The organism is Microbacterium sp. zg-B185 (assembly GCF_030246885.1).
GTDB lineage: Bacteria > Actinomycetota > Actinomycetes > Actinomycetales > Microbacteriaceae > Microbacterium.
The window spans coordinates 570,403-592,318 of record NZ_CP126739.1 but is presented as its reverse complement, the minus strand read 5'-3'; the positions used below and the strand labels follow the sequence as shown (position 1 = coordinate 592,318).

General features: G+C 71.4%; 18 protein-coding genes. 7 read left to right on the top strand and 11 right to left on the bottom strand.

All coding sequences use genetic code 11. The features are described 5' to 3' along the window. Positions 1-43: 43 nt before the first annotated feature. Positions 44-3,577 carry a TM0106 family RecB-like putative nuclease gene (locus QNO12_RS02740; RefSeq protein ID WP_257503533.1) on the bottom strand — a complete coding sequence of 1,178 codons (3,534 nt, stop codon included), beginning with the start codon at positions 3,575-3,577 and terminating at the stop codon, positions 44-46. Positions 3,578-3,828: 251 nt separating this feature from the next. On the opposite strand from QNO12_RS02740, the gene QNO12_RS02735 reads away from it, so the two are divergent. From QNO12_RS02735 to QNO12_RS02720, 4 genes are all read left to right on the top strand, one after another. Further along, positions 3,829-5,910, top strand: coding sequence for an NAD(+) synthase (locus tag QNO12_RS02735; RefSeq protein WP_257503534.1), 2,082 nt, complete (start codon positions 3,829-3,831; stop codon positions 5,908-5,910). Between the two features lie 71 nt (positions 5,911-5,981). Continuing rightward, on the top strand, positions 5,982-7,445 hold the full coding sequence (locus QNO12_RS02730) for a phytoene desaturase family protein (protein WP_257503535.1): 1,464 nt from the start codon (positions 5,982-5,984) through the stop codon (positions 7,443-7,445). Between the two features lie 4 nt (positions 7,446-7,449). Next, positions 7,450-8,934: a lipase maturation factor family protein gene (locus tag QNO12_RS02725; protein WP_257503536.1), complete on the top strand. Its 1,485-nt coding sequence runs from the start codon at positions 7,450-7,452 to the stop codon at positions 8,932-8,934. Positions 8,935-9,079: 145 nt separating this feature from the next. Continuing rightward, on the top strand, positions 9,080-9,679 hold the full coding sequence (locus QNO12_RS02720) for a phosphorylase family protein (RefSeq protein ID WP_257503537.1): 600 nt from the start codon (positions 9,080-9,082) through the stop codon (positions 9,677-9,679). 21 nt (positions 9,680-9,700) lie between these two features. Here QNO12_RS02720 and QNO12_RS02715 read toward each other — a convergent pair whose 3' ends face one another. The 5 genes from QNO12_RS02715 to QNO12_RS02695 form a co-directional block, all read right to left on the bottom strand. After that, positions 9,701-9,883: a hypothetical protein gene (locus QNO12_RS02715; RefSeq protein ID WP_257503538.1), complete on the bottom strand. Its 183-nt coding sequence runs from the start codon at positions 9,881-9,883 to the stop codon at positions 9,701-9,703. 48 nt (positions 9,884-9,931) lie between these two features. Then, complete coding sequence (locus tag QNO12_RS02710; RefSeq protein ID WP_257503539.1) at positions 9,932-12,961, bottom strand: AAA family ATPase; 3,030 nt, start codon at positions 12,959-12,961, stop codon at positions 9,932-9,934. Beyond that, a complete protein-coding gene (locus tag QNO12_RS02705; RefSeq protein WP_257503540.1) occupies positions 12,958-14,112 on the bottom strand; it encodes an exonuclease SbcCD subunit D in 1,155 nt (384 codons plus the stop codon). The genes QNO12_RS02710 and QNO12_RS02705 overlap by 4 nt, the downstream gene beginning before the upstream one ends. 97 nt (positions 14,113-14,209) lie before the next feature. Beyond that, positions 14,210-15,745: an MFS transporter gene (locus tag QNO12_RS02700; RefSeq protein ID WP_257503541.1), complete on the bottom strand. Its 1,536-nt coding sequence runs from the start codon at positions 15,743-15,745 to the stop codon at positions 14,210-14,212. 71 nt (positions 15,746-15,816) lie between these two features. After that, complete coding sequence (locus QNO12_RS02695; protein ID WP_257503542.1) at positions 15,817-16,230, bottom strand: PNPOx family protein; 414 nt, start codon at positions 16,228-16,230, stop codon at positions 15,817-15,819. Between the two features lie 92 nt (positions 16,231-16,322). Here QNO12_RS02695 and QNO12_RS02690 point away from each other — a divergent pair, with 92 nt between their 5' ends. Beyond that, entirely contained in the window at positions 16,323-17,066 is a 744-nt protein-coding gene (locus QNO12_RS02690; RefSeq protein ID WP_257503543.1) for an alpha/beta fold hydrolase, read from the top strand. 149 nt (positions 17,067-17,215) lie between these two features. Further along, positions 17,216-17,476 carry a hypothetical protein gene (locus QNO12_RS02685; RefSeq protein WP_257503544.1) on the top strand — a complete coding sequence of 87 codons (261 nt, stop codon included), beginning with the start codon at positions 17,216-17,218 and terminating at the stop codon, positions 17,474-17,476. A gap of 138 nt (positions 17,477-17,614) precedes the next feature. Here QNO12_RS02685 and QNO12_RS02680 read toward each other — a convergent pair whose 3' ends face one another. The 5 genes from QNO12_RS02680 to QNO12_RS02660 form a co-directional block, all read right to left on the bottom strand. Continuing rightward, positions 17,615-17,992, bottom strand: a complete 378-nt coding sequence (locus QNO12_RS02680; protein WP_257503545.1) for a hypothetical protein — start codon at positions 17,990-17,992, stop codon at positions 17,615-17,617. Continuing rightward, positions 17,992-18,264 carry a hypothetical protein gene (locus QNO12_RS02675; RefSeq protein WP_257503546.1) on the bottom strand — a complete coding sequence of 91 codons (273 nt, stop codon included), beginning with the start codon at positions 18,262-18,264 and terminating at the stop codon, positions 17,992-17,994. Before QNO12_RS02675 ends, QNO12_RS02680 begins: the two co-directional genes overlap by 1 nt. A 91-nt stretch (positions 18,265-18,355) precedes the next feature. Next, entirely contained in the window at positions 18,356-18,784 is a 429-nt protein-coding gene (locus QNO12_RS02670) for a DUF1622 domain-containing protein (RefSeq protein WP_257503547.1), read from the bottom strand. Between the two features lie 73 nt (positions 18,785-18,857). Beyond that, on the bottom strand, positions 18,858-19,157 hold the full coding sequence (locus QNO12_RS02665; RefSeq protein ID WP_257503548.1) for a GNAT family N-acetyltransferase: 300 nt from the start codon (positions 19,155-19,157) through the stop codon (positions 18,858-18,860). Further along, complete coding sequence (locus QNO12_RS02660; RefSeq protein WP_257503700.1) at positions 19,154-20,656, bottom strand: glycoside hydrolase family 1 protein; 1,503 nt, start codon at positions 20,654-20,656, stop codon at positions 19,154-19,156. Before QNO12_RS02660 ends, QNO12_RS02665 begins: the two co-directional genes overlap by 4 nt. Before the next feature lie 458 nt (positions 20,657-21,114). Here QNO12_RS02660 and QNO12_RS02655 point away from each other — a divergent pair, with 458 nt between their 5' ends. Continuing rightward, entirely contained in the window at positions 21,115-21,843 is a 729-nt protein-coding gene (locus QNO12_RS02655) for a winged helix-turn-helix domain-containing protein (protein ID WP_257503549.1), read from the top strand. Positions 21,844-21,916 lie beyond the last annotated feature (73 nt).

The following is a 21,916-nucleotide window of genomic DNA, read 5'->3' as shown; positions in this document are numbered from 1 at the left end:
GGCGGCGTCTCGACGTCGGGCGGGCGTGATCGGGGCGCCCGGCTCACGCCGCGCCGACCAGCCGCGCGAATCCGCTCAGTCGCACCACCCCGTCCGGGGTGTACGGCAGGTCGTCCAGAAGACCCGGCGAGGAGATGACGTACGCGGTGTGCATCGCGCGGGAGACGGCCACGTTGAGCCGGTTCCGCAACAGCAGGAACTCCAGCCCGCGCGGAGCGTCGCGGCCCGAGGAGGCTGCCAGCGACACGATGGCGACCGCGGCCTCCTGACCCTGGAAGCGGTCGACGGTGCCGACGGGGACGCGTGGGTAACCGGCATCCGCCAGCGCCTCTTCGACGGCGACCTGCTGCGCGTTGTATGGAGTCACCACGATGATGTCGCTCTCCTGCAGCGGACGCGGCTCCAGCACGGTGGACTCGCCCGCCTCGCCGATGAGGATGCCGGTCCACGCGCGCCCGACGAGGTCGCGGACGATCTCCACCACCGCCGCCGCCTCCTCGGGGGACTGCGTCGCGTTGCCGTGATGGCGCACCGACACGGGAATCACGCCGGCCTGGACTCCGGCCAGCTCTCGCATCGCGGTGGCGGGGTGCGCCGCGAGCTCGCCGCTGTACGACAGCCGCGAGACCGGTGCAGCCACCCGCGGGTGCATGCGCCAGGTGCGCGCGAGGAAGTATCCGTACTCCGCCGGGATGACGTCGGCGCCGTCGATGACCCACCCGAGCGCGGAGGTGTCGACCGGCTCGGGGTGGGTGCCCTGGCTGACCTGCGGCAGCTGCTGCGGGTCGCCGAGCAGCAGCAGTCGCGACGCGGCCAGCGAGACGGCGATCGTGGAGGCGAGGGAGAACTGACCGGCCTCGTCGATGACGAGGAGATCGAGGCTGCCGCGCGGGATGCGGCCTTCGTGGCTGAAGTCCCACGCCGTGCCGCCGATCACGAACCCGGTATCGGCGTGCTCGGCCGCGAACGCGCCCACACCGTTCTTGGCGATCGGCGTGAAGGCCAGATCTGCCGCCGTCGGGTCCTTCGGCGCCTTGGCGACCAGCTCGCGCGGAACACCCGCGGCGACGACCCGGTCGAGCATGTTCTCGATGACGGCGTGGGACTGCGCCACGACGCCCACCTTGAACCCCCGTTCGCGCACCAGCCGCTCGATGACGTGCGATCCGACGAAGGTCTTGCCCGTGCCTGGGGGGCCCTGCACGGCCAGGTAGCTGTGGTCCAGGTCCACGAGGGTCCGCACGATCGCCTCGACGTCGTCGCCCGTGGAGACGGCCAGTGCGCCGCTCCTCGTCCGCGGCGGGAGGCGGCGCAGGATGTCGGTGGCGGGGTCGGCGGGCAGGTGCGGCGCAGCGGAAAGGACCGCATCCGCCCAGGCGTCGATCGCGACCTGCTGGTTGAGGGCGCGTGGCGGCGGGGACGGCGTGAGGGCGATCGGCAGCTCGGACCACGTGAGGCCGTCGACGGCGTTCTCCTCGACGATGGCGCCGTCGTCGAGAACCTCGGTCACGGTGACGCGATGGTCGGCGTGGATCCAGCGCGGCGACGGCTCGAAGGCGAACGGCGCGGGCAGGTCGTACAGCGCGAACGGATTGGACCCTTGGCTGAGGCGCGTACCCGGGGCGAGCTCGCCGCGAAGCTCCAGAACCCGTCGATCCGTGCGCGCGCCCTCGGGACGGTGCCAGTCCTCGGCGAGCCGGCAACGGGTGGAATCGAGCACCACGACATCGCGGGTGTCCTCCCACAGCGACACCGGTTCGCGCAGGCGCAGGAAATGCGTCGCCCAGAACGTCTTCGCCTCGCGTGCGTAGTAGTCGATGCCGGCCGCACCCAGACGCAGAGCCATCGCCTCCGGGGAGGCCTCGGGGTGGTCGCGCGCGAGATCCACGAGGGCCAGCGCCCGCGGCGAGGGCTCGTAGACGTTCTCGCCCGGCTCGGGGTTCGGTGACGGCCGCAGCCCCGCGGCGCGCGCGTGATCCACGAGCCAGTCCCGCAGGCGCCGCGTCGATACGCAGTCGTAGCGGTTGTAATCGGCGAGATCGGCCAGGATCTGCTCCGCCTGGGCCTGCGCGCCGTCGTCGACGAGCGCGCGGGCTTCGACGTACTTGACGATCGAGTCGTCGCCCTTCTGCACATCGCTGGTGCGCACCTCGTCGCCCATGTACAGCGGTTCGAGCTTCTTGATCGAATAGGACCGCGAGCCGACGCGCAGCGCGCGCCGCACGATCGGGTACAGATCCACGAAGACGCCGTCCCGGAGCAACCGGTCCACATCCGCCTCGCGGACCCCGTGTCGCGCGGCCATGGTCAGCAGATGCGTCGGCTCGTAGGGGGCGTAGTGATAGATGTGCATGTCCGGATGCACGGCGCGGTGCAGGTTGACGATGTCCAGGAACCGCTCCAGGGCGGCGCGCTCTTCATCGAACGAGTGCGCCCACAGCGCGCTGTACTGCTCGCGGACGTCCACCCAGCCGAACAGGTAGTCGATCCCCCACACGGTGGCATCGCCCTCCGTGTACAGCGGGTCGCCCTCGAAGTCGAAGAAGAGGTCGCCCATGTCGGGGCGCGGCAGGGCGCCGAGGGCTTTCGGCGCGACCACCTCGTAGGGCGGCACCGCCGGCGCCTCATCGGGGGCGAGCGTCACGGCTTGGCCGGTTCCGGCCGGCGCACTCAGCTGCAGGCGGGCTTGGGTGCGGAGCATCGCGAACGTGTCGGGGTTCATGCGACTGGGTGGCGCCGTGGCCTCGACCAGCGCGTCGATGGTCGTGATGCCGCCCGTGCGCAGCCGGTCACGCTGCACCGGCCGCATGCCGGCGACCAGAAGCAGGTCGCGGGATGCGACGACCTCCGAGTCGCAGGTCGCGCACCGGCCGCACGCCACGACGCCCAGCTCGCCGCGCGGATCGCCCCACGCGATCGCCGGCCACTCCAGTCCGAGGTCCAGACGGCGGTCGGCGATCAGCGCCCGCAGCCGGGCACGGCGCAACGCGAAGACCGGGAGCAGCCCGTCGGCGGCGTGCACGCTGGTGGTGCCGTCGCCGAGCAGCAGCTCCACACGGTCCGCCCGGGCCACGCCGAGCCGATCGAGCTGGTCGACGTATGCGGACAGCTGCATGAGAGCGGTGACCCGCGCGCGGCGGGCGAGCTTGCTGTCCTGGACGACCCACGCTCCGGGCCGGTTCGAATCCGACGCGCAGTCGCGCACCAGGAAGTCGGCGAAGCCGACGAACTCCTCGGTCGCGAACGCCGCCTGATAGATCACGTCGGCATCCGAGGCGAGCGCCGCCTCCGTCAGCGCGACCGCCTCCTGCAGCCCGGCCGAGTCGGACGAGAAAGTATCGGGGATCTCGATGACCCCCGCCCCGAACTGCGCACGGTACGCCGCCAGGACGCGCTGCTCGTGCTCGCCGCCGAGTCGGCCGGCCCGTTGCAGCGTGGCATCCTCCGGCTCTTCGACCGCGGCGATCCGGCCGATCCGGGAATCGATCCCGCGCAGCCACGCGAACTCGCATTCGGCAGCCGCCTTGAGGTCGCTGGCACTCCAGATCACGCGCGCCTCGGCCGGGATGTATCGCAATGGTTCCCCTTCGTCTCACCGATCGTACGGGCGGCCGCGGACAGTCGGCCCCGCCACCCCCGGCCACCCCGCTCCGGCCCCGGCCGGCATCCTCCCCGCCCTCTCGCCCGTGTCCCACTTCTGCATCCACCGGCCGGCGTGTCGCATGCAGAAGTGGGACACGGATGCTGGGGACAGGGGCTGGGGTGACCCGGGCGCGGGGATGGGACCTGTCGCACGCACCGCGAGGGGCTTGCTGACAGACTGGTGGGATGAGCCTCCCGTTCGAGAGCGCGTACCGTCACGGATTCGCCCGCATCGCGGCCTGCACCATTCCCGTCTCGATCGCCGACCCCGCCGCCAATGCGGACGCCGTCCTCGCCGGCGCACGCGAGTGCCACGCCGATGCGGTCGCCGTGGCCGTGTTCCCCGAGCTGTGCCTGAGCGGCTACGCCATCGACGACCTCGTCATGCAGGAGGCCGTCCTCGACGCGGTCGAGACCGCGATCGCCCGGCTGGTGGACGAGTCCGAGGACCTCTTCCCGATGCTGGTCGTAGGCGCGCCGCTGCGCCATCGCAACCGGCTGTACAACTGCGCGGTCGTCATCCATCGCGGTGAGCTGCTCGGGGTCGCTCCCAAGTCGTACCTGCCGACCTACCGCGAGTTCTACGAGCGTCGGTGGTACGCCCCCGGCGACGACCAGCCGGGCCAGGACATCCGGGTCGGCGACCTGGAGGCCCCGTTCGGACCCGACCTGCTGTTCGAGGCGCTGGACGTGCCCGGTCTGGTGGTGCACGCAGAGGTGTGCGAAGACGTGTGGGTGCCGATTCCGCCGTCCTCGTCGGCGGCCCTCGCGGGCGCCACCGTGCTGCTGAACCTCTCCAGCAGCCCGATCACGATCGCGCGCGCGGAGGACCGGAAGATCCTGTGCCAGTCGCAGTCACTGCGGTGCCTCGCCGCCTACGCCTACGCCGCGGCCGGCGCCGGCGAATCCACGAACGACCTGTCGTGGGACGGCCAGACCATGATCTACGAAGTGGGCACGCTGCTGTCCGAGACCGAGCGGTTCCCGGAGGGTCCGCGCCGTGCGGTCGCCGACGTGGATCTGGACCGTCTGCGTCAGGACCGGCTCCGGCAGGGGACCTTCGACGACAATCGCCGGGCAGAGCATGCGGATGCGATGTTCCGGACCGTCCACTTCCAGGTCGACCCCCCCGCCCGCGATATCGGGCTGCGGCGCGCGCTGGACCGATTCCCGTTCGTCCCGGACGACCCCGCACGTCTGGCCCAGGACTGCTACGAGGCCTTCAACATCCAGGTCTCCGGCCTGGTGCAGCGCATGCAGGCGATCGGCGGACCCAAGCCGGTCCTGGGCGTCAGCGGCGGTCTGGACTCGACGCACGCCCTGCTGGTCATCGCTCGGGCGATGGACCGCATGGGCAGACCGCGCAGCGACATCCTCACCTACACGATGCCGGGGTTCGCGACCTCCGAGCACACGAAGGCCAACGCGATCGCGCTGGCCGAATCGGTCGGCGCCTCGATCGAGACCATCGACATCCGCCAAGCCGCGACGGAGATGCTCCAGAAGATCGGTCACCCGTTCGCGCAGGGCGAGCCGGTGCACGACATCACCTTCGAGAACGTGCAGGCCGGACTGCGCACCGACTACCTGTTCCGGCTGGCGAACCAGAACGGCGGGATGGTCATCGGCACGTCCGACATGTCCGAACTCGCGCTGGGCTGGTCAACCTACGGCGTGGGAGACCAGATGAGCCACTACGCGGTCAACTCCGGGCTGCCCAAGACGCTGATCCAGCACGTCATCCGCTGGGTGATCTCGGACGACTCGACACCGCTGCACGCGGGGGCGACCGCCCTCAGCAGCCACGCCAAAGACGTGCTGCAGGCGGTTCTGGACACCGAGATCAGCCCCGAGCTCGTACCGGTCGGCCAGGACGGCAAGATGCAGTCCACGCAGGACCGCATCGGACCGTACGCGCTGCATGACTTCACGCTGTTCCACATCCTCCGCTTCGGCATGCGGCCCTCCAAGATCGCGTTCCTCGCCGAGCGCGCGTGGGCTGATCCGGCGAAGGGGGCATGGCCGCCGGGATTCCCGGACGAGGACCGCTACGCCTACGACCTGCCGGCCGTCACGGACTGGCTCCGCGTGTTCCTGCGGCGCTTCTTCGCGTTCGCGCAGTTCAAGCGCTCCGCCATTCCGAACGGCCCGAAAGTCTCGCCCGCAGGCTCGCTGTCCCCCCGCGGGGACTGGCGTGCACCGTCGGACGGCAACGCCACCGCGTGGCTGGCGGAATTGGATGCCGCCCTCCCGCAGACCGCTCCCTAGCAGCGCCGGGACGGGGTCGGCGTCCGGGTCAACCCCCTGTGCCGCCCCTCCCGCGATGGGAGGATGACCGCATGGCCAGGCGCGCGACCGTCGTCGGCAGCGGTCCCAACGGGCTCTCCGCCGCCGTCGCCCTCGCCCGCGCCGGCTACCAGGTGCAGGTGCTGGAGGCGTCGGCCACGGCCGGCGGCGGCGTGCGCACCGCGGAACTGACGCTCCCCGGATTCCGCCACGATGTCGGCTCGGCGGTGCACCCCGCCGCGCTGACCTCGTCCTTCTTCCGCGCCTTCGGGCTGCGCGACAAGATCGCCTGGATCTCCCCCGATATCTCGTACGCGCACCCCCTCGGCGACGGCCGTGCAGCGATCGCGTGGCGCGACATCGAGCGCACCGCCGATGCTCTCGGCAGCGACGCGCAGCGGTGGCTGGCGGTTGTGCGTCCGCTCAGCTCGCACGTGTCCGACGTGGTGGATTTCACCGGTTCACAGCTGCTGCGGATGCCGCGGCATCCGGTCGTGGCGGTGCGCTACGGGCTCCGCGCTCTCCAACTCAGCTCGCGGCTCGGGCGACGGACGTTCGCGACGCCGGAGGCCCAGGCGCTGATGTCCGGAGTGCTCTCGCACGCGAACACCCGCCTGCCGTCGTTCGGCTCGGCTGCATCGGGGCTGCTGCTGGCCGCGCACGCCCACGCCGGCGACGGCTGGGCGTATCCGCGCGGCGGTGCCCAGCAGATCGCCGATGCGCTGATCGCGGATCTGCGGCTGCACGGCGGCGAGATCGCCACCGGGGTGCACATCGCGTCCCTCGCCGACCTGGACTGGGGAGACCCTGCGGCCGGTGACCTGCTGCTGCTGGACACGTCGCCCCGGTTGCTGTTGACGCACCCCGATCTGCCGGCCGGCTATGCGCGTGCCGTCGCCCGCTACCGCTACGGCCCGGGCGCGGCCAAGGTCGACTTCGCGCTGGACGGACCCGTGCCGTGGCGGCATCCCGATGTCGCCCGCTCGCCCACCGTGCATGTCGGCGGCACCCGGGCGGAGGTCGAGGCGAGCGAGAACGCCGTCGCGCGCGGAAGGATCAGCGCGAGACCCTACGTCCTCGCGGTGCAGCCCTCGGTGCTCGACCCGACCCGCGCGCCGCTGGGCACGCAGGTGCTGTGGGCGTACATCCACGTCCCGGCCGGGTCGGTGCAGGACCCGACCGATCTGGTGATCCGGCAGGTGGAGCGGTTCGCGCCGGGCTTCCGCGACCGTGTCCTGGCCTCGCATGCGATGACCGCAGCCGAACGTGCGACGTTCAATCCGGCCGACGTGGGCGGCGACATCCTGGGCGGCGCCTTCACCTTCGCCCAGGCGATTCGCCGGCCGGTCGTCTCGCCCACGCCGTGGCGGACGCCGCTGCGCGGCGTGTACCTGGCGTCGGCGGCGACGCCGCCCGGTCCGGGTGTCACCGGGATGCCCGGGTGGTATGCCGCCCGTCAGGCGCTGCGTGACACGCTCGGCCTGCGCCTGCACCCCTCGGACCTGCTCGGGCGGTGAGGCGGTGGACGGGTTCGCGGCAGTCGACTTCGAGTTCGCCCGTCAGGTGCTGCAGCGCGGCATCGCCGCGCTCTACCTGATCGCGTTCGTCTCCACCCTCAACCAGTTCCGGCCCCTGCTCGGCGAACGCGGTCTGCTGCCGGCGACCGCGCTGCTGGAGTGGGCGGCCTCGTCCGCGCGGGCACGGCGGCTGCTCGGCCCGACCGTGTTCCGGTGGGTGCGGTACACCGATCGCCGCCTGGTCGCCCTGTGCACCGGGGGCATCGTGCTCGCCGCGACGCTGGTCTGCGGCATCCCGCAGCTCGGCCCGCCCTGGGTGCCGATGCTGGCCTTCCTGCTGCTGTGGTTCGCGTACATGTCCATCACGAGCATCGGTCAGACGTTCTACTCCTTCGGCTGGGAGATGCTGCTTCTGGAGGCGGGCTTCCTCGCCGCGTTCCTCGGGTCCGACTCGCAGCCGCCCCCGACCGTCGTGGTGGTGCTGTTCTGGTGGCTTCTGTTCCGGCTCGAGTTCGGTGCCGGCATGATCAAGATCCGAGGCGGGCGGGAATGGCGCGATCTGACGGCGCTGACCTACCACCACGAGACCCAGCCGATGCCGGGACCGCTCAGCCGGCAGGCGCACCTCCTGCCGCGGTGGTTCCACGAGGTCGAGGTGGTCGGCAACCACTTCGCGCAGCTCGTCGTGCCGTGGTTCCTGTTCGCACCTGTCCTGGGACTCTGGGTCCCCGGCCCCGGCCCCGCTCTGGTCGGGGCCATGGCAGCGGGCATCGTGCTGGCGACCCAGCTGTGGCTGGTCGGGACGGGCAACTTCGCGTGGCTGAACTGGGCGGCGATCGTGATCGCTTTCTCGGCCGTCGGCGTCCCGGGGATCGGGGCGCCCTCCAGCCCGCCACGCGATGAGCCGCCGTGGCTGATCGACGCGCTCCCGCTCCCCTGGCTGATCGCCACGTCGCTGGTCGGCATCGCCTACGTCGTGCTGAGCTGGCCGGCGCTGCGCAACCTGTTCGCGCACCGGCAGCTGATGAACGCGAGCTTCAACCGCTGGCAGCTGGCGAACGCCTACGGCGCGTTCGGCACCGTGACGAAGGAGCGCATCGAGATCATCGTCGAGGGCACGATGGATGAGGACCCGGATGCCGCGACCTGGCGCGAGTACGCCTTCAAGGGCAAACCGGGCGATCTGCGCCGCATCCCGCGCCAGTTCGCCCCGTACCACCTGCGTCTGGACTGGCTGATGTGGTTCCTGCCCCTCGGCCGCTCGCTGGATGACTGGTTCACCGCGTTCCTGGTGCGGCTGCTGGAGGCGGACCGACCCACTCTGCGCCTGCTCGCCGCCGATCCCTTCGACGGACAGCAGCCGCGCTGGGTGCGCGCAGTGTCATACCGGTACCGCTTCACGACTCGGGCCGAGTTCCGCGAGAGCCGCGCGCGGTGGCGGCGCGACCGCCGTCGCCCCGTGCTGGGCCCGGTCGGGCTCCGCCGCTGACCCCCCCAACCCCCCCCACGCCCAAGCACCGCACGCGCTGCTCGCCTGTCACAACACGCCGGGCAGCCGCGCAGAACGCGACAGGCGAGCCCCGAGGGAAGGGCCGGCGGCGGCCGAGGGGCTGCAGGCCTGGAAGGATAGACCGGTGAAACTCCTCGTCGCAGCACTCGAATCCGAACTCGTCGCCTTCCCACCCGTCCTTCCCGGATTCGACCGGCTCGTCACCGGACCCGGCAAGCTCCAGGCGACGTTCGCGCTTACCCGCGCGCTGGACGCGGCCCGGTACGAGCAGATCGTCGTCGTGGGCACCGCGGGGGCCGTCGACGAACGTCTGGACGCGGCCGTCTACGAGGTCGACGCGGCGATCCAGCACGACGTCACCGACATCGACGGGATCGTCGGTCAGCACGTCTCGCTGCCGGTGCGGGTCGAGCTCGTGCCTGTGCAGGCGGATGCGGGTGCGGCGCAGGCGGAGCACGCACGCGAGTTCGTCACCATCGCGACCGGCGACTCGTTCGTCGACGACTCCGCTGCGGTGGCCGGCATCCGGCTGCTCGGCGCCGGCCTGGTCGACATGGAGACCTACGCCTACGCGTGGGTGGCCGAACGGTTCGGGGTGCCCATCCGTGTCCTCAAGGCCGTCTCCGACCGCGCCGAGGACGACGCGCTCACCGACTGGCGCACCACGGTCGCCGCATGCAGTGCGCAGCTGCGCGAGCGGGTGCGCGCCGACTACGGCGTCTGAGGCCGCACCGGAGGACTCGGGTCAGGCGCGGTCGTCGCGGGCGAACACCGCGCGCAGCACGAAGAACACGATGACGGCCACGACGGCCACCACGACCAGCTTGATGAAGAAGGCCACCACCGAGAAGAGGACGTTGACGAGGAACCACGCGATCACGATCGCTGCGATCACGCCGACGATGGTCCAGACTGTGCCCTTGTTCACTCACCCAGCCTAAGACCACCGCGGCTGCGCGTCGCCCGGACGGGCCGGTCAGTGCAGGACGGTCGTCTCCTGGCGGATGACACTCGGTCCCTGGTGGGTGGCCTCGACCAGCAGCTGGGCGGGAAGCTGCTCCTTCATCGCCGCGACGTGGCTGATCAGCCCGACGGTGCGCCCGCCCTGGCGCAGTTCGTCCAGGGTCCGCATCGCCAGTTCGAGAGTGTCCTCGTCGAGGGATCCGAACCCCTCATCGATGAACAGGGTGTCCAGGGTGACCCCGCCGGCGCGGGCGGTGACGACTTCGGCCAGACCCAGCGCGAGCGCCAGAGAGGCCAGGAAGGTCTCGCCGCCCGAGAGCGACTGGGCGGGGCGGGGCTGACCGGTGTGCGCATCCATGATCTGCAGGCCCAGACCGGATGCCGCGCCACGCGCTGCCCGGGCGTCGGAGTGCTGCAGCCGGTAGCGGCCGGAGGACATGTCGCCCAGCCGCAGGTTCGCCGCTTCCACGATCTCCTCCAGCTCGGCGGCGAGCACGAACGATTCCAGCGTCATGCGGTGCGTGTTCGGGGCCTTGCCCGCGACCGTGTGGGCCAGCCGAGCCACCACCGCATGCTCGTCGGACAGGTCGGCGATCTTCGCGTGCGCGGCGGCCGCGCGGTCCAGGAGTTCGCGCAGCCGTGCGGCGGTCTGCGCCGCGTGCGCCGCGGCATCCACCGCAGCGCTCCACCGGTCCCTGGTCTGCGCGAGCTCGGCGGCGGTGGCATCCAGGTCGATGGGATCCTCCGGCGCACCGGCGAGCTGGAGTTCCAGATCCCGCAACCGGTCGCGTTCCGTGCGCAGCGCGGCATCGTGCTCGCGGATGCGTTCGTCCAGGACGGCGCGCGTCGCAGCGTCGCGCAGGGCTTCGGTGGCCTCATCGACGGAGGCGAACACGGATGCCGCAACCCGCGCATCGCGGTCGGCGGCGGCGTCGCGCGCCGCCGTTTCCCGCACGAGGGCGTCGGCGTGCGCGTCCGCGAGCGACTGCGCGAGCCGGCGACGAGACGTGGCATGGGCGATCCGCTCCGCGACGGTGGCGAAGCTGCCGCGGGCGGCGTCGACGGCACGCCGCGCGGACTCGGTCTGCTCGCGCAGGGCGGCCAGCGACTCCCGTGCCGCGGCAAGATCGGAGGCCAGGCCCTCGCGTTCGGCGGCAGCCTCGCCATCCGTCTCCACGAGCTGCCGGCGCTGGGCGGCGAGCCGGTCGCGGTCGGACGCCGCGGCTTCGGCGGCACGCAGCGCCTGCTGCGCCGTCGCGCGGCTCTCGGCGAGGAACGCGACATCGGCGCCACCGGCCCGGGCAGCCGCATCCGCATACGCGGCCCGTGCCCTCCGAGCGTGCTCGGCAGCGGCGCGCTCCGCGTCGGACGCCGCGTCCTTGAGCTCTTCGGCGGCCCCGAGGTGTTCGTCTGTGACCGGCTCGTCCGTTCCCGGCGCCGGGTCCGGGTGCTCGAGGGACCCGCAGACCGCGCACGCCTCGCCGTCCACCAGCGCCGCGGCGAGCTCGGCGGCATGGCCGGCCAGTCGCCGCCGGAGCAGAACAGTCACGGCGGATGCCGAGTGCTCGAGCCCGCGGAGCGCGTCCGCGTGTGCGGCCTCTGCCTGCCGCTGCGCGGCAGCGAGACGCTCCGCCTCACGGGCTGCCTCGAGCCGGGCGGTCGCCTCGTCCAGTCCGCTCCGGGCGGATTCGAGGGCTCCGGCCGCGGCGGTGCGGGCAGCAAGCTCGGCCTCCAGCGCCGCCAGCTGCTCCGGAAGACCGGCGCGGGCGGCATCGATCCGGGCCAGCAGCGCCTCGAACTCGTCGATGCGGGCACGCGTCTGCGCCAGTGCGTTCTGGCCCTCCTCGAACCGGCGCTCCTGTGCGGTGGCGGCGGTCGCGACGGCCAGGTCGCCGGTGAGCTGATCGATCCGGCGGGCCAGCTCCGCGGTGTCGGGGCGTTCGCCGGCCGCGACCCACGCCACCAGCGCGGTGTCCTCCGCATCGGCCGCGGCCGCTGCCGCCCGCCGGGAGCGCGCGGTGGACTCGATCGGCGCGCGCAGCGTCTCTGCGGCATTCGCCCGCAGGAGGGTCTCCCGGTCGGCGGCGATGGCGGAGGCACGTTCCTCGAGCGCCGCCAGCGCGGCGCGTGAGTGGGTTCGCTGCTCCTGCTTCTCACGCAGCGACGTGGCCGCGGCGTGGGCGGCTTCGGCCGCCCGATGGGCGGCGTCGGCGGCGTCCCGCTCCCGCGCAAGGGTCTCCGCCCGGTACGCGGCCCGCTGGACCGCTCGCTCGCCGGCCTCGAAGCGCGCCGCGTTCACGGGCCGGTCCGCCGCGCCGGCGGGGCTGGGAGCACCCACGGCATCCGAGGTGGCATCGCCGTGGGTGGAGGGGTTCTCGTCGACGAGTCGCTCCGCCTCACCGAGCAGCATCGCGACACCGTCGCCCGCCGCGGTGAGCGCGCGCTCGGCGTCCTTGCGGCGCTGCTCGAGCGCGTTCTGGTAGTCCTCGTACGTGCGCGTGCCGAACAGCTTGCGCAGCAGCCGCTGCCGGTCGTCGTTCTTGGCGAGCAGGAACTCCGCGAAGCGACCCTGGGCCAGCAGGATGACCTGGAGGAACTGCTGCTGGTTGAGTCCCAGGATCTCGTCCAGCTCGCGGGCGACATCCACCGGGCGGGCGGCTCGGCCACGCCAGGATCCATCGACCAGCTCATCGAGCTGGGCGCGATGGGGTTCGGTCGTCATCCCGGTGCCCCGCTGCTTGGGCCGCTCATACTCCGGCGAGCGGGTCACCCGCCAGCGCTTTCCGGCCGCACTGAACTCGACAGCAACGCTCGTGGGGTCATCCGGTGCGCAATGGTCGCTGCGCAGCCGCTTCTCGGCGCCGTCGTAGCGCGGCGCCCCGCCGTACAGCGCGAAGCACACGCCGTCCAGCACGCTCGATTTGCCCGCGCCGGTGCGGCCGGCGATCAGGAAGATGCCGTCCGCGGCGAACGCGTCGAAGTCGATCACCTGCCGTTCCCGGAACGGGCCGAACCCCTCGAGCTCGAGCCGGTGCAGCCTCACGCGGACGCCTCGACGAGCGAGCGTTCGTCGATCACGTCGCGCAGGACCGCGATCTCGTCTTCGGACGCCCCTTCGCCATCCCGCACGTGCGCCAGGAATGCGTCGACCAGCTCGACGTCGTTGCGCGCGGCACGCACGCGGCGCGAGTAGGTCGACCCGTCCGGTCCGCGCACGCCTTCCGGCGTGTGCATCACCGTCGCGCAGAAGGCGAAGCGCGCCTGCAGCCGCCGCATCGGGTCCAGCTGCGGGGTGGCATCGGTGTACTGCGCGCAGACCCAGGAGTCCTCGTGCTCGCTGAAGCGCGCGTCGTTGAGCAGCTCGTCGAGGGACCCGCGCACGGTGGTCAGCGGTCGTGGGACGGGCAGGTCGAGCCATGCGACGGACGCGAGCCCGGCGGAGTCGAGCTCGACCAGCCACGAGCCACGGGGCTTGTCGGCCTCACCGAAGCTGTAATGCAGCGGTGCCCCCGCGTAACGCACGCGCTCGGACAGCTGCTGCCGACCGTGGATGTGTCCCAGTGCCACGTAATCCGGCCCGTCGAAGGCACTCAGGGGCACCATGTCGAGGCTTCCCTGCCGGATCTCGCGCTCCACCCCGGGGGTCGAGTCCACGCCGGCCGCGAAGCAGTGTGCGATGGCCACCGACCGACCGCTCCGTCCGGCGAGGTCGGCGCGCACCAGGCCCATGACGTGCTCGATGGTGGCGCGCTGCGAGCGCAGTTCGGCCTCCGGCCAGAGGTGGCGGACCAGCGCCGGCTCGAGGAAGGGGATGCCATAGAAGTGGACCGCACCGTGGTCGTCGTCGATGGTGATCGGCGTGCCGGCGGACAGCGGATCGGTGACGACGTGGATGCCCTCGCGCAGCAGCGCGGACTGGAATCCGAGCCGGGCGGCGGAGTCGTGGTTGCCGCTTGTCACGATGATCCGCGCTCCGGAGTCGGACAGCGCACGGAGGGCATCGGACAGCAGCGTGTAGCACGCGGCGGCCGGCGCGGCGGAGTCGAAGACGTCGCCGGCGACGATCACGACATCGACGTCGTTGTCGCGCACCTGCGCGGCGAGGGTCTCCAGGACGCCGCGCAGCGCGTCGAGCGTGGCGTGGCCGTGGAACGACCGCCCGATGTGCCAGTCCGAAGTGTGCAGGATGCGCATCCTCCCACGGTACGTGCGCCGTGCGACATCCCCCTCGAGGCGTGCGGGGGTTCGCTCATCGCGAAGTCCGTGCCGAGGGCGTCCCTGCTGCCCGGGATCAAGCGCCCTTCTTGCGGCGCCGCGAGCTCAGATCGATCACCGCGATCACGAAAGCGACGGCCACGAAGAGCGCGACGGCGGTCAGTCCGTAGGCGTACGCGTCGTGGTAGACGACGATGTCGCTGGCCGCCCCGCCCTGCTCGCGGTAGATCGTGGCGTAGAACAGTGACAGTCCGACGGCTGTGCCGATCGAACTGCCGATCCGCTGGCCCAGCTGGCCGATGGACCCGGCGATGCCGCCCTGTTTGACAGGGATGTCCGCCAGCGTCAGGGTCTGGTTCGGGGACAGCACCAGCCCGCCGCCCGCGCCGCCGAGGACCATCACTCCCGCCATGACCCACGCGACCCACTCCTGCGGGACGAACAGGGCCGTGGCAGCCAGCCCGAGGACGCAGAGGAGGACTCCGACCAGCCCCCAGACGACGATGGGACGTCCGTAGGTGCCGACGAGGTTTCCGCCGATCCACGAGAACAGCGCGTTCGCGAGGGCGAATCCGATCGTGACCATGCCAGCGAACACCGGCTCCAGGCCCAGGCCGGTCTGCAGGAACAGCGTCGTGAGCAGGAACAGCGCGGGTATCGCCGTGAAATACGCCGCGATCAGGAAGGTGCCGTTGCGGAACGACGAGATCCGGAACAGCGCGAACCGGATCAGCGGCTGCTTGCCGCGCGCCTCGTAGTGGCGCTCCCAGGCAACGAACGCGCCGGCGAACAGGACGAAGGCCACCAGGAGCCACCAGCGCCGCGGATCGTCGTCGGGGGATCCGGTCGTGAACAGGAACGGCCACATCAGGGAGAGCACGGCCAGCCCGAACAGGAACACTCCGAACAGATCGAACGAGAGGGCCCTGCGCGAGGGCGTCCGCGTCCTGGGCAGCAACCAGACCGTGAGGCCGATCGCGATGAGGCAGAGCGGCACGTTCACCCAGAAGATCCAGCGCCAGCCGTCGGTCGGGCCGCCCAGCAGGATCAGCAGTCCGCCCAGGGTCGGCCCGAACGCCGTGGCGATCCCCACCGTGGCGCCGAAGAGCCCGAACGCGCGACCGCGCTCCTTGCCCTGGAACAGCTGCTGGATGAGCCCCAGGACCTGCGGCATCTGGATGCCGGCTGCGACGCCCTGGAGCAGGCGACCGACCAGGAGCATGACCGGGTTGATCGCGAGTGCGCAGACCACGCTGGTCACTGTGAACAGCGACAGGCCGACGATGAACAGGCCGCGCCGGGACCGCTGGTCGCCGAGCCGGCCCATCGGGACCAGGACGAGGCCGAAGGTGAGCACGTAGCCCGACACGATCAGCTGAAGCTCGGTCGAGCCGGCCCCGAGCGCGGACTCGATGGACGGCAGTGCCACGTTGACCTTGGACAGATCGAGGATGGTGATCGCCGCGACGGTGACGCACACCCAGAAGGCCCGCCAGCGCTGCGGCGAGGTCAGTGCGATGTCGGTGGTCGGAGGGTGCGCGCCCGGCCGGGCGCTGTCGGCGCGCGTGGGCGCCGGGGACGCCGCGGCGCTCGGGGAGATGGAATCCGACATCGCACCCAGGCTAGTCGCGCTGGTGGATTCCGGCATCAGGGGTTTCCGGTCGGTGGTATCCGAACCTCGGTTCAGTGCCCCTGGGAGGGCCCGGTCGGAGCCGCCTCGACCCGGATGAGCCGGAATTCGCGCCGGTGCAGCACACGGAGGATCGCGGCCGGCGCAGGGCCGTATGCGGCGAGGCCGGCTTCGGCCGAGAGAGGCTCGACCGAGACGATCCGGTAGGTGCGCCCGCGATGGATGACGTGCCCGCCGCCGTGCAAGATGTTCCGGTACCAGTTCACCCGATCGCCGTACGTCAGTTCCGCGACCAGACCGTCCGAGAACTCCGCGAGGATCACCGGCGTTTCGAACGTCCGCCCGCTCCTGCGTCCGACGGAGCGGATGACCGAGAAGGGTCCCCGGCCGCGCTTGGCCAGCCCCAGCGCGATCGGATTCAGCGTGCGGTTCAGCACGTGCAGGTAAGCCGTCTTGACCCGTCCCATGAGCACCGTTCCCGAATCGACCGCGCGTTGACCCCAGTCTGCCGCCGCGGCGTCCGCCGAGGTATCCGGTGCGGTCCGGATAGCCTCGACCGGTGAGCGACATCGCATTCTTCTCGCACGCGGGTGCGACTCTCGTGGCCGAGACCACCGTCGGCGCGGCCCCCGAAACCGAGTCCCCCGTCTTCGTCCTGATCCACGGCATCGGCATGGGCCGGACCGTCTTCGCGGATCTGATCACCCGGCTGCACGCGCGCACGATCGCTATCGACCTGCCCGGTTACGGCGAAGCGCCGGAGCCCCGAAGCGTCCTGACGATGGAGCGCACCGCCGATCTGGTGGCCGCCTACCTACACAGCATCGACGCCGGACGCATCGTCCTGGTCGGGCACTCGATGGGTTCGCAGGTGGCCGGTGAGGTGGCGGCGCGGCATCCGGAGCTGGTCGATCGGGTCGTCTTCATCGGACCGACGGTGGACGCGCGCCAGCGCACCGCCGTGCGTCAACTGCTGCGGTTGGCCCAGGATCTCGCGGTCGAGAGCCCGCGCGTGATCGTGGTGGGTGCGCGCGAATACCTCCGCGCCGGCCCCAACCTGCGCGGCAAGCTCCGGGCGATGCTCGCGCACCGCCCCGAGCGGACGTACTCACTGGTGCGGGCTCCGGTGCTGGTGCTGCGCGGCGAGAACGACTACGTCAGCTCGCGAGACTGGTGCCGGATCGTCGTGGCCTCACTGCGGCAGGGGCGCCTCGCCGAGGTGCCGGGACACGGCCATGAAACCATGATCCGGGATGCCGCGCCGGCTGCGGAGTTGATCGCCGAGTTCGCGCGCGAGGGGTGAGCGCCTGCTCGGGGGGATAGCGGGCGGGCCGCGGAACCGGACGAAGTGCACCGGATCCGGTCGGCGATCCTCGGAATCCTGCCAACGCGGGAGGACCGGGCAATGTCGGACCCCCTCCCTACGTTGGAGTCATCGACACAGGAGGAATCATGCTCTCGATCGTTCACGCAGCCGAAGCGCAGTTCCATCACGAGGTCGCCACGCGCGAGCGTGAGTCGGCGCTCCTCGCCTCCATCCGAGAGCGACGTGCCGCGCAGGCCGAGACCGTCGCCGTTCCGGTCGCCGTTCCGGTCGCCGTCTCCGATGGGGTCGCCGCGCGGCAGGGCGCGGAGCGCGGTACGGTACGGGCGGCGTGGCCACGGCCGATCGGCATCACGGCGTGCCCGGGAACGGCGTGCGCCGTCGCCTGAGGCCGGGTCGGCGGTGATCGCCGATCTCCCGCCGGGCGGGCCGTCCGCGGTCCGCCGAAGCGTGCGTCTGCCTGTCTGCGCAACACGGCGACGCGGCCTGCCGGGGCGGACCGCGCCAGGCCGCGTCGATGTCCGGCGTCAGACTCCGCCGCCGCCGGAACTCGGGTTGGCGTCCCGCGCCAGGCGCTGGCGATCCTCGTCGGTCATCTCGATGCCGGCGTCCTCGAGCCGCTGTCGCAGCACCTCCGAGTACCGCTCGTCGCTCTCACCGCCCAGGTCGACGCGCGTCTGCGCGACGAGCCCGTCGATCTTCTCCTGGCGGCTGGCCTGATTCTGCGCGAGCACCGGCTCGTCCTGCGTCTCCTGCCCGCGCGGTGCATCGTCCGACTGGTTCACGGCACCGCCCACACCGGCGTCGCTGCGCTGCTCGGCGGGAGCGGGCTGCACGCCCTCCTGGTCCCTGCGATCGGGGTGGTTGGCGCCCGGGTTCTCGAACTCGTTGGCGGTACCCGACATCAGGAGTCGCCCTCGGAGAGGTCGTCGTCCGTGAGGAGGTCCGGGTCGGCGCCCTGACCGGCCGCGTCGCCCTCAACCGTGCCGGTCGTGTCGGCGGTCGCGTCGGTGCCGTCCGGCGCGTTCGGGGGGAGTCCCGAGTCGCTCAGCGACGGGGAGTCGATTGCGTCCGCGTTGCGCGCAGCCGTCTCGCGGTCGGCGACATCGCCGCTTTCCCACCCGCCTGGGGGGTCAGCGTTCACGACACCCTCCGGTAGATATCCATCCGTGCTCATGACGTCTCCTATCGACGTCTCCTACACTCCCCCGCGCGGGCGGATCGTTCCAAGGGCTTGACGCACGCGCACGCCCCGGGTACGGAATCGGCTAGGTGCCCGGCGCGCCACTGCTCGCGCCCGCCGCCCTCCGGTCCTGGGCGATGGCGCGGCCGATCAGCTGGCCGCCGCTGGTGGTCAGCGCGCGGCGCCACGGCAGGACGCCTTCGATCTCGATCTGGATCGACATGGACAGCACGGTGCGGATCAGAACGATGACCCCGAGGATCAGCGCATCCTCCAGCGACGGCTTGGAGGTGATCGTTCGGATCAGGTCGGCGGCGACGAGCACCTCAAGACCCAGGAGGATCGCGGCACCGAGGGTGTTGCGCAGCACCGAAAAGGCGGTGCTTCCGCCCTCGCCACGGCGCAGCGAGCGCCAGCCGAGCACCAGGGCGATGACGAATCCGATCATCATGGACAGCGCACCGATCGCCTCGAACCCGAGGGCGACGTAGGTGAAGACGATCTCGAAGTCCACGGGCTCAGTGTAGGGCTGCACGGCGGCGCCCTCGGGGTTCGCCGCGGCTCCCCTCGAGCGCACCGTCCGGCCGCTAGGCGGTGGCGCGGTGCTGCAGGATGCCGGCGCGTTCGGGGTGCTCCGCGAACCAGTCCGCGACGTACCAGCACACCGGGATCACCTGCCGGTTCCCTTGGGCCTCAAGAAGCGCGACCGCGCGGTCGACGAGTTCGCCGGCGTACCCGTGACCGCGGAAGGTGGGCACGGTGTAGGCACGGGTCATCGCGACCGTGCGTCCGTCATCGCGGTAGTCCAGCACACTGACGAGGTCATCGCCCCGGTGCAGCGTGTATCGCGAGGCGTCCGGTTCGTGGGTGAAGGTCAGCGATGTCACGTGGATAGGGTACGTCCGATCGGCGCTGCCGAGCGTGAATCCGGCTGGGCGTTCCCTGGACCCGGCAGGACGCCAGAGGCGGCCAGTTCGCGGAACCAGAGCCCGGAGTCCTTGACGGTGCGCTCCAGAGTGTCGAAGTCGACCCGGACGATGCCGAAGCGCTTGGCGTACCCGTACCCCCACTCGAAGTTGTCCAGCAGGGACCACACGAAATAGCCGCGCAGGTCCACCCCGCGCCTCAGGGCGCGGTGTGCGGCGGTGAAGTGACGGCGCAGGTAGTCGAGGCGCTCGGTGTCCGGCACGGAGCCGTCGGCGGCGACCGCGTCATCGAACGCGGCCCCGTTCTCGGTGATCATGAGCGGCTGGTCGGGGAACTGCGCGGACAGGTCCACCAGGAGCTCCTCGAGCCCCTCGGGTGCGATGTTCCACCCCATCGCGGTGTACGGGCCCGGCTGCTCGACGAACTCGACCGCGCGGTCGCTGCCCGGCCACGCCGTACCGCCCGCCGTGGTCTTGTGGCCGTCGTTCTGCTGGCGCGGGGACACGCCGTCCCACATGCGCACGGTAGCGGTGGAGTAGTAGTTGACGCCCAGCACGTCGATCGGCTGATGGATCGAGGCGAGATCGCCGTCCTGCACGAACGACCAGTCGGTGACGGATGCCGTGTCCGACAGCAGATCGGCCGGGTACTCTCCGCGCAGCATGGGTCCGGTGAACGCACGATTGGCGAGGGCGTCGATGCGACGCATGGCCTCGGCCGCGGCATCCCCCTGTCCGCGCAGGACGTGGAAGTTGAGCGTCACCGAGTACTCGGGAGAACCGGTTGAGGTGGCCCGCAGCGCCTGCAGGGCTCGGCCGTGGGCGAGATTGAGGTGGTGGACGGCGGCGAGCGCGGCGGCCGGCTCGTGCCGGCCGGGCGCGTGTCCGCCCTGGCCGTAGCCGAGGTAGGCGGAGCACCACGGCTCGTTCAGGGTGGTCCAGGTGTGCACGCGGTCGCCCAGTGCCGTGCCCATGATCGCGGCGTACTCGGCGAACGCGTCGGCGGTGGCCCGGACCGGCCAGCCGCCGGCGTGCTCGAGCGGCTGCGGCAAGTCCCAGTGGTACAGGGTCGCGACGGGCTTGATGCCGCGCTCGAGGAGGCCGTCGACCAGCCGGGAGTAGAAGTCGATGCCGGCCCGGTTGGCCGGGCCGGTCCCGGTCGGCTGGATCCGCGGCCAGGCGATCGAGAAGCGGTACGCGTCCAGCCCCAGATCCTTCATCAGGTCCAGATCGCTGTCGAGCCGGTGATAGTGGTCGCACGCGACGTCACCGGTATCGCCGTTCCACACCTTGCCCGGCGTCTTGCTGAACGTGTCCCAGATCGACGGTCCGCGGCCGTCCTCGGCGGCGGCGCCCTCGACCTGGTAGGACGCCGTGGCAGAGCCGAAGGTGAAACCAGGAGGGAACACCAGCCCGGTGTCGCGGTAGTCCGGGCTTCCTTCGATCGACGGCACAGTCACGTGACTCACTTTGCCACCTCCGCGAGGTCGACCGGCTGCGCCGCCCTCGCTCCCCCGTCCGTTCTCCCCCTAGCCGGGCGGACTGAGCAATCTGTAACATTTCGTCACGCGCGTCTCGGCGTCGCGGTGCGATTTGACGCATGCGGACGCAGTCCGACATAATCGGGCACATGACTGACATCGCGCGTTCTCTGTCCGCCCGGGAGGCGAACGGGACTGCCGGCATGATGGCCGGCCGCGTCGTCATGTGCTGTCGAATGTGTCGCTGACACGGTGACCCCCGCCGGATTCGCCCGCTGCTTCTGAACGCAGCGCAGAATCCCCGAGTGCTCCGCACGCGCGTCGATCACGCGCAGCCGGATCCCTCGCACCCCAGGCCCACCATCGGGGCCGCTCAGCAGCACAGCCGAACCCGCTCGGAGCCGATGAAGGCCAGGGTTCCGTCGCAAGGACCTCTCATGTCGCACACCGCCCTCCTGGAACGCCCGACGAACGCACGTCATCTCCCCGTCGTCTCTGCGCCCGCCGCCGTCCCGCCCGCTCCGGTCGACTCCGATCCCTCCCCCCGCCACCTGCCGCCGGGAACGGCCCCGCGCGGCTTCGCGCTCTACGTCGGCATCGATGAGGCCAAGGCCGCGGCATCCGGTGTCTCGCTCGGCGTTCTCGTCGACGCCCTGCGCCGGACTCTTGCCGACCTCGCACCGGATGCCGAGACCTATGCGACCGTCGCGCTCGCGCCGGTCGGCGCCGGCGGCCGGGACGTGGACGTGGTGCGCCTGGCCCTGCACGAGCCGTCCGCGATCGCCCGGACCAAGCATGACGAGCCCGTGGACGAAGACCGCTCGCACGGCGGTGTGGTGGTCGACATCTCGCGCAAGCGCGTGCTGATCGACGGGGAATCCGCCGCGTTCACCTTCAAGGAGTTCGAGCTGCTGCAGTACCTCGTGCTGCGCGAGGGACGCACCATCGAGCGGGCCGAGCTGGTCGGCTCGCTCTGGCAGGGCGTGACCGAGGACGACTCACCCGGCGAGCGCACGATCGATGTGCACGTGCGGCGTCTGCGCGCCAAGCTCGGCCGGTACGAGGACATCGTGCGCACGGTGCGCGGGGTGGGCTACCGCTTCGACCGTCACGCCGACGTGTCGATCCGCTACGGTCACGGCACGCCCTCCCCCGACCGCTTCTGAGTTCCCCCGGCGCCCCCGCCCCCGCCCCGGCCGCCCCGCACCAGATCTGCTCGCCTGTCACGACACGCCGACG

Excerpts from the sequence above, each read along its gene's own strand:
- QNO12_RS02700 (WP_257503541.1), bottom strand. The coding sequence starts at position 15,745 with ATGTCGGATTCCATCTCCCCGAGCGCCGCGGCGTCCCCGGCGCCCACG.
- QNO12_RS02735 (WP_257503534.1), top strand. The coding sequence starts at position 3,829 with ATGAGCCTCCCGTTCGAGAGCGCGTACCGTCACGGATTCGCCCGCATC.
- QNO12_RS02655 (WP_257503549.1), top strand. The coding sequence starts at position 21,115 with ATGTCGCACACCGCCCTCCTGGAACGCCCGACGAACGCACGTCATCTC.
- QNO12_RS02705 (WP_257503540.1), bottom strand. The coding sequence starts at position 14,112 with ATGCGCATCCTGCACACTTCGGACTGGCACATCGGGCGGTCGTTCCAC.
- QNO12_RS02675 (WP_257503546.1), bottom strand. The coding sequence starts at position 18,264 with ATGAGCACGGATGGATATCTACCGGAGGGTGTCGTGAACGCTGACCCC.
- QNO12_RS02730 (WP_257503535.1), top strand. The coding sequence starts at position 5,982 with ATGGCCAGGCGCGCGACCGTCGTCGGCAGCGGTCCCAACGGGCTCTCC.
- QNO12_RS02685 (WP_257503544.1), top strand. The coding sequence starts at position 17,216 with ATGCTCTCGATCGTTCACGCAGCCGAAGCGCAGTTCCATCACGAGGTC.
- QNO12_RS02680 (WP_257503545.1), bottom strand. The coding sequence starts at position 17,992 with ATGTCGGGTACCGCCAACGAGTTCGAGAACCCGGGCGCCAACCACCCC.
- QNO12_RS02695 (WP_257503542.1), bottom strand. The coding sequence starts at position 16,230 with ATGGGACGGGTCAAGACGGCTTACCTGCACGTGCTGAACCGCACGCTG.